The organism is Liberiplasma polymorphum, assembly GCF_043951795.1.
Taxonomy (GTDB): Bacteria; Bacillota_I; Bacilli_A; order Izemoplasmatales; family Izemoplasmataceae; genus Liberiplasma; species Liberiplasma polymorphum.
In genome coordinates, this window is sequence record NZ_JBIOAG010000054.1 from 1 (window position 1) to 10,556 (window position 10,556).

General features: G+C 28.4%; 7 protein-coding genes. All 7 read left to right on the forward strand.

The window, feature by feature from the left end:
- Positions 1-279 precede the first annotated feature (279 nt).
- On the forward strand, positions 280-1,260 hold the full coding sequence (locus tag ACHAJD_RS09305; RefSeq protein WP_435585594.1) for a hypothetical protein: 981 nt from the start codon (positions 280-282) through the stop codon (positions 1,258-1,260).
- Between the two features lie 447 nt (positions 1,261-1,707).
- Positions 1,708-2,103, forward strand: a complete 396-nt coding sequence (locus ACHAJD_RS09310; RefSeq protein WP_435585595.1) for a hypothetical protein — start codon at positions 1,708-1,710, stop codon at positions 2,101-2,103.
- Positions 2,104-2,512: 409 nt separating this feature from the next.
- The gene (locus ACHAJD_RS09315; protein ID WP_435585596.1) at positions 2,513-3,457 is read left to right on the forward strand and encodes a hypothetical protein; all 945 of its coding nucleotides are present in this window, start codon (positions 2,513-2,515) and stop codon (positions 3,455-3,457) included.
- A gap of 138 nt (positions 3,458-3,595) precedes the next feature.
- The gene (locus tag ACHAJD_RS09320; RefSeq protein WP_435585597.1) at positions 3,596-3,859 is read left to right on the forward strand and encodes a hypothetical protein; all 264 of its coding nucleotides are present in this window, start codon (positions 3,596-3,598) and stop codon (positions 3,857-3,859) included.
- Between the two features lie 604 nt (positions 3,860-4,463).
- The gene (locus tag ACHAJD_RS09325) at positions 4,464-4,712 is read left to right on the forward strand and encodes an HNH endonuclease (RefSeq protein WP_435585600.1); all 249 of its coding nucleotides are present in this window, start codon (positions 4,464-4,466) and stop codon (positions 4,710-4,712) included.
- 253 nt (positions 4,713-4,965) lie between these two features.
- On the forward strand, positions 4,966-9,777 hold the full coding sequence (locus tag ACHAJD_RS09330; RefSeq protein WP_435585598.1) for a RecQ family ATP-dependent DNA helicase: 4,812 nt from the start codon (positions 4,966-4,968) through the stop codon (positions 9,775-9,777).
- 17 nt (positions 9,778-9,794) lie between these two features.
- The coding region (locus ACHAJD_RS09335; RefSeq protein ID WP_435585599.1) for a DUF4357 domain-containing protein at positions 9,795-10,556 on the forward strand (762 nt) is incomplete at its 3' end.

Sequence of the window (10,556 nt, forward strand, 5' to 3'; positions counted from 1 at the left end):
TATGTTATGGAAAAGGACCATTTTTAAGTTTTTAGCCATGTGTATATAGCGGTGTTAAAATGTAGAATTTTAGGAAATTTCATTCCGCTATAAAACAACATTTTCAAAACGCTATTGACATTTACATAAAAGAAAAGCTAGATTTACTTGAAGCATGCTATATAATTAAAATATGTATGTTTAACTTTAAGGGGGACTATTTAATGGATGTAAAACAGAAACTAGATGTTTTCATGGAGAGTGTTCAAAAAGATAATTTTAAAAAAATTGATGAGATCGATGGATATTGAACTAAACGAATCAACTATAAGTTTAATTAAAGAAGGATATTTTAATAAACCTAATCCAAGTATCATTGATACGCTTTTTGAAAATAAGATATTTAATTTGAATAAAGATGGTATATTTGAAAAATTAAACGAAGAACAAGTCAAAAAAGTACTATTAATGATGGTCGAAAATCAAAGCAAGTATTTAACTGATCTTAATCCGATCTTAATTGCAAAACATTATTATATGGGAACATTTAGCAGTATTAGTGATAATTTGTTGAGGGAAGTATTAGGAGAAAGTGTTTATAGATTACTTATTCAGTATTGTACTTTACTAAATGATGGAACATTTAACATTGCAAATCATCCATACTACGAAGAATTGCTTAATGATAGTCAAGTTAAAGAGTTTTTTATAAATCCGGATGAGAAGTTTCTTGAGAGTTTTATTGGAGCTGATCAAATCATTCACGACAATGGTAAAGACTATTTTAGTATTATTACTAAAGGTTTAGATATAGAAACTACTATAAGATTCAATGATAAGTTCAATACAGTTCAGTACAATAAGTTTATAAATAATAAGAGCAAAATTTGTGCAATAGATTTTTACGAAGAATTTAAGAATGGAAATTACAAACTATTAAGTGATTATATTTTAAAGTGCGAAATTAGTAATGCAAATCAAATTGTTACTTGTGGAGTCCATTATCAAAGTTTAAGTAATACTCAAAAAATAGAGTTTAGAGAGAAACTATCAGAGTCATATAGCGCAAATGGTGAATACAGATTGGATAGAATGCTTTATAGACGTGATCAATGGGGAATCTACGAAGAAGATTTGATATTCTTTTTAATTGAAAACGACATTTCTCCTGCAACTATAATTGAAAAAAGAACGGATGCATATGGAGATGATGTTAGTGTTGAAGTTGTTGACAAGAGGTACGAATCGATTGTAAGCGAAGCTCTGTTAAAGGTAAAATAAGCAAAAAGGCGTATAAGTTTCTAAAACAAGACATGGATATATCCTGTCTTGTTGAATTAAAAGCTGGTGCATAATTGCTATTAATTACGAAAGAAGATAGCTGGTTCTAGAGAACTTATAATCTTAATGTACAGGTTGGTTTCAATAGATATAGAATTTTAGTTTATTTTCGTAAAAACTAAAAAACAAAACTCACTTACATATAATGATATTTATGATTAATATAATGATATTTATGATGAATATAATGATGCTGATAGAACAATAGTTTCAAGATCTGCAGAGATAAGAAATAATCTTACATCTGCAAGTGATGATTTAAGTGTTGGAAAAAGTGATGATCAAATATTAGAAGTATTCGGACCTAAAATACAGAAGTTAGAATCTGAAAAAGATTTATCAGTTCATGAAGATGGTGAAATAAAGACTAATGAAAGTAAAAGTATTTTGGAGCACTTACCATCTAAAGAGAAATGCTTGTTTTTAAATGCTGCAATGTTAACATATGGTTTCAAAAAGATAAAAAACAACTTGAATGTAAGTAAAGGAAAAGCTATTTTCGGATCATTATTATTCTATAAAATGTTTTCTCATGGCACCGAAAAGTTGGATTATAACGAAATTATTGATATACTTGCAGATGATAGAAGGTCGATTTGTGTACTTAATAATTACTTTGATGTTCAGGGCTATGAGATACCCTTTTCTAATGAAATTGATTTTCTCACTAATCTATCTATGTATGATTCTTGTAAAATCATTAATAGAAGCAGACCTGAAATTAAACACGAGCATATTATAGTTTTTGTTATAAATCATAAAGAGCAAATAAAGAAACTGTAATAAGGACAATAAATAATAAATGTAACTTAGGTAAAATGAAACCTATAACAGAAGATTACATAAACACTGGGATAAAGCAAAATGTAAAACTAATTAGAGGATTTAATGAAATGGAAGCATAAAAAAACAGAAAATCAATGATTACATATAGAAGCAGACTTAAGTAAGTAAATAAACTTGCAAGTTTGCAACTAAAGTTTTTTATTCCCTTTTCTAAATTTGACAATGAATACACTAAGTTTGTTATTAAAATGTATATTTTAAACAACGATATAAAAAAGCATCATAATGTATAGTTATCTCCAAAAACATTAGATAATTTACTATTAAAATTTTATCATAAATATAAAGAGAAAATTGCAATTAAGTTTGAGTATTTAGACTACCATAGATAAAAGGTGTGAAAATAATGAATGATAATATTGAAGTGAATTATATATCTGAAAAAGACATAGATTTGTTAATTATAGAAGAGTTCCTAAATAGTAAGAAGTTTTCCGATATTTTTACCAAAAAGTTATTTGTAAAAGATTATAATATCTTAAAAGCATATCATTCTATGGTGGATGTAACCTATGGCGAATCAGACATTGTATTTATATTAGAAACCCCAAATGAAAAGATAGGGTTATTGATAGAAAACAAGATAGATGCAATCGCTATGCCTAAACAATATGAAAGATATGAAAAAAGAGCACTAAAACTTATTGATCAAGGCTTATTTGATTCATATCATGTTTTTATTGCAGCTCCGGAGCTATATTTGAACACAAATTATGAGGCATCTAAATACCCTAACAAAGTTTCATATGAAGAAATTCTAGAATACCTATCATGTCAAAAAGAAACTAGATACCGATTTAAAGAGGTTCTAGTAAAAAATGCTATTGTTAAAAAGCAAAGTGGATATACACCAATTGAAGATGAAGCAGTAACCTTGTTTTGGCAAGAATATTATAGTTTTAAAAATAAGTATTTTCCACATTTAGTGCTTAATGAAGTAAAAGGATCTAGAGGGGCGAATGCAACATGGCCGTGGTTTAATACAGCCTATAAATATGTTAGAATTGCCCATAAATCAGATAGAGGTTTTGTTGATTTGACTTTAAGTAAACTTGGAGAACATATTAAAACAGTTAAAAGTCATATTAAAGATAAACTCCATGATGAAATGGAAGTTATTAAGACAAATAAATCAATTAGTATAAGAATAAGTGTACCTAAAATTGATTTTAAAGAACCATTTCACAACTACATTGATGAAATGATTATTTGTCTAAAAGCGGTAGAAACCTTAAATGATTTTTTAGAAAGTATTGATGTTGAAGAAATCTATCACAGCTGTCTAAGTTAAAACTTTACTTTTATAAAAAAATATGTTTGTGACATTAGATTTCTTAGTATCTAATTTTAACTATAAAACCATTTCAAGTATTTCTGGTATAGCCCTAATTAGAACAATTTTTAGTTATTTTAATTTGGAGATAAAAAAATGAAACTAATAGGTATTCCGAATTATCTAGTGGATCATTTATATGAAGCTTTTAAAAATCTTAATAATCAAGAACGATTGCTAGTTGTTATGTATTTCTTGTCGGAAATCCCTGATGAAGCGTTAACTTTACAACTGATTGAAAACAACTTAGTTAAAGTTTTTCCGCCATCAATAAAAGATAACAATTTACCTAAGGACTATATAGATTTTCAAGCAAGCGTCATCCGAGGACAATTTAATAATATAAATTCAAAGAAATAATGATTACTGGATAAATACTGCTCCTGGTTGTTGGAAAAATAATGATAAAGCCAATCAAAAAGCTTTAGAAATCATTCAAAAAATAGGTCTAAGCCATTATTTAGAGTATTCAGTTGTTGATTCTTGGAGGAAAATATCTAATAAACTCATATTTAAATCTATTGACTTATCATGTTTAAAGTATAGTCAAAGTCATATTCCATTTGAGTTTAGAGATTTTTTCATTGATATTTCTAGTAATATAAAGTCAAAAGATGTAAAACTTATTTATCATAATAACAACTATAAAGCGAAAATTACTAAAGCAGCCCGTAGCCAAACTAAAAATGAGTACTCAATTTCGTGGGAAAAGCAGTTTACAAATGTTATAGAAAAGAATATTGGAAGTATAGTTAAAAAAATAGTAAACAAAGAACATTTAGATAACTTACCAGAAGTTAGATTTGAAAAGTTAGATGAAAATAGATATGCTGTTGAAGTAATTAATCTTTTTACATTAGAAAATGACGCTTTAAATGATTTTGAATCTGAATATAAAGAAGGTAAAAAGGTTGAGTATTATGGCACTAAGTATGAAAGAAATGCAACATTAAGAAAACATGCAATTGAGTACCATGGAACAAAATGCAGAGTATGTGGATTTGATTTTTATGAAGTATATGGTGAAAGAGGCGAAGGATTTATAGAAATTCATCATAAGAAGCCATTATATAAAATTGATGGTGAAACTATAGTTGATCCCAAATATGACTTAGTACCTTTGTGTTCTAATTGTCATAGGATGATTCATAGAATCAAAGATGATTCTATATCTGTAGAAGATTTAGATAGAATTGTAAGAGGCAGAAAATAATCTTTTTAGTAAAGATTATGTGTTATGAGTCTTATAGTAAAACTGTGAGAAGAAAAGTAATTACAAAAGTGGCTTTAATGCTTAAATCGCAAAATACAAAAGTCTAATATAAAGGTTAAGATAATCATTTCGATCTTAACCTTTTTTATAGGGATAGTATTATATCAATAATGTGTCAAATAATTATTCTAATTATGATAAAATAAAGTATGTATTGTTATGATAATGGTTAATTTATAGGGGGATAAGTCACATGATTTTATTCTTTGATGTTGAAGTTGATCCTAAATCCCAAAAAATTATAGATTATGGATGTATAGTAGACAACGAGAGAAAAGAAGTACATAGTGTAGACTTTAAAAAAATAGCTAAGCTTGTAAAAAAAGCGGATTTTTATTGTGGCCATAATGCCTTAAATCATGATATTAATTATATTAATCATACTGCGGGCTATGAACTTATTAGGGCTTCAAAAGTTATTGATACATTATATTTATCTACATTACTATTTCCTCAAAAACCTTACCATGCATTAGTTAAAGATCATAAACTACAGCCAGAAGATTCAAACAATCCTTTAATAGATTCGAAGCAGACAAAAGTACTTTACGATAGTGAAGTAGATGCTTTTAATGCTTTGACCAAGGGTATAAAAAATATTTTTTATGCGCTTCTTAAAGACGTTGATGGATTTTCGGCTTTTTTTAATGCCATAAAATATGATTATAACTTAACATTTAATTTGGAGTCTTTAATAACGGAACACTATGAAGACAAAGTCTGTAGTCATGTTAATCTTACTTCTATGATTAAGAACAATCCTGTAGAATTAGCATACGCTTTAGCCTTGATAAATACGAATACTGATTCGTTATTTCCTTCCTGGGTATTACATCAGTTTCCTAAATGTGAGGAAATTATGCTTCTTCTAAGAAGTAACCCGTGTGATCAAAATTGTAACTACTGTAATCATCATTTAAACGCAAAAAATGCACTTAGTAATTATTTTGGTTATGATGACTTCAAAACTTTTGATGGACTTCCTCTACAAGAAATGGCAGTAGATGCTGCAATAAGAAATAAATCAATGATTACCGTCTTCCCTACTGGTGGAGGTAAATCATTAACGTACCAGTTACCAGCTTTAATGAGAGGTGAACTCACCAGATCACTAACTGTTGTCATTTCACCACTTCAATCATTAATGAAAGATCAAGTAGACAATTTAGAAGAAAAACTTATAACCCAAGCAGCTGCTATTAGTGGATTACTTGATCCAATAGAAAGATTACACGAAATTAACAGAGTCTTAGATGGAGAAGTTAGCATATTATATATTGCTCCAGAATCTTTAAGATCTAAAACTATTGAGCGATTATTATTATCAAGAGATATAGCTAGGTTCGTTATAGATGAAGCGCACTGTTTTTCAACTTGGGGCCATGATTTTAGAGTAGATTATTTATATATCGGTGAGTTTATAAAACTTATTCAAGAGAAGAAAAACAATAATAAAAAAATTCCTGTCTCTTGCTTTACCGCAACTGCTAAAAAAGATGTAATATATGATATAGAAAATTATTTCAGAAATAAATTAGATATTGAAATGGAAAAAATCACTTCTAACAGTGCAAGAAAAAATCTTCGCTACAAAGTATATAACGTAAAAGACAGTGAGGATAAATATCAAACACTTAGAAGACTGCTAGAGCAAAGAGATTGCTTTACTATTATTTATGCCGCAAGAACAAAAACGGTTGATAATTTAAATGATAGATTGAATAGTGATGGTTATTTGTCAGCTAAGTTTCATGGACAAATGGATAAAGAAGATAAAATACAAGAACAAGACAGATTTATGCAAGGAATTGCTAAAGTGATGGTCGCAACTTCGGCGTTTGGCATGGGTGTAGATAAGAAAGACGTTGAAATGGTAATCCACTATGAAATATCAGATTCACTTGAAAATTATGTTCAAGAATCTGGAAGAGCAGGTAGAGATGAAAAAATAAATGCAGACTGCTTTATTTTATACAATGAAAATGATTTAGATAAACATTTTCAGTTACATCATCAATCAAAACTAAATATCCAAGAAGTGCAGCAAATATGGCGTGCAATTAAGCAGGTTACTAAAATCAGAAATAGTGTTTCACAGTCAGCATTAGAAATCGCTAAAAATGCTGGATGGGATGAAGAAATAAGAGATGTAGAAACACGTGTTAGAACTGCGATAGCAGCATTAGAAGACGTAGGTTACTTAAAACGTAAGCAAAATAACGCTAGAGTTTTCGCAAATAGTATATTAGCAGAAAATGTCGAACAAGCAAACAAAATCATTGATAGTTCATCGATAATTCCAGAGGAAGATAGAATCAATTCAAAAAGAATTATAAAGAGTTTAATCTCTAGTAAATATTCAAAAAGAGGCCGCGATGTAGAATCAGAATCAAGGGTAGACTATTTATCTGACTATTTAGGTATTCCAAAAGAAGATGTTGTAAAGATTATAAATTATTTTAAAGAGATTAAATTACTAGATGATTTTAAAGATTTGGTTTGTTACTTAAAAAATACACCGAATGAAAATACATTAATAAGACAATTGGATGTAAGTTACTCATTAGAGAAATTTTTAGTGAACGAACTATCTGAGGATGAACATATTTTTAATCTTAAAGAATTGAATGAAGCAGCGATAGAGCAACAAATTAAATCTTCTGTAAAAGTAATTGGTAGTCTATTAAATTACTTAGAAATAATTAAAGTAATTAAAAAAAGAAAAAATAAAGACTCAGTTAGACTGAAATTATCCGATTCTAAAGAAGATGTACTTGAAAGCATAAATAATAAATATGAAATTTCTCGATTTATTCTTCAATATATTAGTGATAAGAGCAGGAAAGTAGATTCGAAAAATGATGAAATTATTCAAGTTCAATTTTCAGTGGTTGAACTTAAAAACGCATTTCATAAACAAGGGAGTCTATTTGAGAAAGTATATTCAGTTCAAGATTTTGAAGATTCACTATATTACCTAAAAAAAATCGACGCTATTACGATAGAAGGCGGATTTTTAGTGTTATATAGTCCAATGTTTATTGAGAGAACTGAAAAGAATGTTCAAAAAAAATATACAAAGAAAGATTTTGAAAAATTAGAGCAGTTTTATAGAGTGAAAATGCAACAAATACATATTGTTGGAGAATATGCAGCCAAAATGGTCGATGATTATGAGTCGGCTTTAAAATTTGTTGACGACTATTTCAAGTTAGAGTATAAAGATTTTATTTTAAGATATTTTAAAGGTGATAAAAAAGTAAATCTTGATCGAAATATCTCACCTTCAAAATTCGAAAAACTATTTGGGGGATTATCATTAAAACAAAGAAACATCGTAAATGATCACAATAGTCAAACCATTGTGGTCGCGGCAGGTCCAGGAAGTGGTAAAACAAGAATATTAGTGCATAAATTAGCCTCGATACTATTAATGGAAGACATTAGAAAAGAACAACTTCTAATGTTAACTTTTTCACGTTCAGCAGCAAGTGAGTTTAAGTCAAGATTAATTGATTTAATAGGTAGCGCAGCATATTATATTGATATTAAAACCTTTCATTCTTTTTGCTTCGATATACTAGGAAAAATGGGAACCATTGAAAAGTCTGAAAATGTTATAAAAAATGCAATTGAATTAATTAGTAACAATGAAGTTGACACATCAAAAATAACTAAAATGGTACTTGTTATTGATGAGGCTCAAGATATGGATGCAATAGAATATGAACTTGTTCAATTATTAAAAGAATTTAATGAAAACTTAAGAATTATTGCAGTAGGTGATGATGATCAAAATATTTATGGATTTAGAGGATCTTCAAGTGAGTACCTAAATCACTTACGACTTGATAACGCTGCATTTTATGAATTAACCGAAAATTATAGAAGTTTAAAGAACTTAGTTGAGTTCAGTAATTACTTTGTGCAGTCCATTGATAACAGAATGAAAAGTAAAGAAATCGTATCAAAACAAGCAATCAATGGAACTTTAGAGTTATTTAAACATCAAGGAAGCAATCTAGAAACACCAATTTCTAAGCACGTTATTAATTTGAACTTAAAAGGGTCTACAGCTGTTTTAACCCGTACTAATGCGCAAGCAATACAGATAACTGGATTATTAATTAAAGAAGGATTGAATGCTAAGCTGATTCAGTCGAACATAGAGATAAAACTCCATAACATTAGAGAAATTAGATATTTCATGGAATTGATTAATCCTGAGGGTAATCTTTCTATTATTACAAATGATGTTTGGAAAGCTTCTTATCACTCACTAAAAAGATTTTACTCGACAAGCTCTGAGTTTGATGTAGTTAGTAAAATAATTAAAAAGTTTCAAAATGAGTATCCAGAAAATAAATATTTATCCGATTTCAAAGAATTTTTATTTGAGTCAACGTATGAAGAGTTTATAGAATCTAATACCATACTTGTTTCAACACTGCATAAAGCTAAAGGTAGAGAGTTTGATAATGTATTTATTTTATATGATAGAGTAAATGAGTTGGATATTGAAGAGAAAAGACTTCTTTATGTAGGAATGACTAGAGCGAAATCAAATCTATATATCCATTATTGCGGCAATCACTTTGATGGATATAAAGAATATGCAACTAAATACTATGATGTAAACAAAACATATGATAAACCAACTAGATTAGTTTTTCTTCTATCACACTCTGATGTTTCTTTAGGTTTATTTGAATTTACGCAATACTATATTCGCAAACTTAAAAATGGATACTTGTTAGACCTAGCTGAAGATGAGTACTTATTACATGAGGGTAAAAAAGTACTTAGATTTTCTAAAACATTCAAGCAAAAGATTCAAGATTTAAAAGAACAAGGTTATAAATTAGAGACTGCAAAAATTAGACATATTATTTATTGGTTTGATATGGAAAAAGAACAAGAATATTTAATTGCTTTACCAGAGTTAACTTTTGAATTAGAGATTGATATCTCAAACGATGACTTGCATGAAAAAATAGAAGATTAATTTTAAGAGGAGATTCTATGGAAAAATTAGTAACTATGTATTTACGCATGAAAAACGCAAAAGCAGAAGGTATTATGGACACAAAAACTCAAGAAATAACCGTGAAAAAAGGTGCTGTTTTAGAAAAAGAAGTTGCTGATAGTTTTTTTGATCATACTTATTATAAGTTGAGACAAAAACTGATTGCTAGTCCAATCGTTGAGGATTATATTTTAATAGATGACTTTACATTTAATAGTTTATCTGCAGCAGCTGCAGTCATTGGTGGAAGAGCGGCTGCAGGCCCAAAAGAATGGAAATCTAAAGAAGGTTTTGATGCAAACAAAGTAAAAGAGTTGTATGATCGTTTCTATTTATTCAAAACATATGTATCGGAAAATAGGCATAGAGATTTAGATATGACCTACATAAAAGAAATAGAATATTTTAAAACTAAATTTCCAAAAAATCAGTTAAATCAATTAACATTAGAACAGTACGATAAAAAAGGCAGTCGAACATCATTTACCTACCTATTAGAGCACGGTACTAAACGTTTATCTGGTGGATTTTTCTACAACAATAATAATAAATTATTCTATGAAAAAAATGATGCTTATGTCAACTCAGAGTTTATTGCATCAAAATACCCTCATAAAACAGTTAGAGAACGTTTTGATATTTATAAGAATGATTTATATAAATTAGTAAATGAGTTCGATGAATCAACCTACGTTACTAGGGAATACGATGTGTTACCGATAGGGGCTAATTTTATTAAAAGTAAGTTAATAAACATC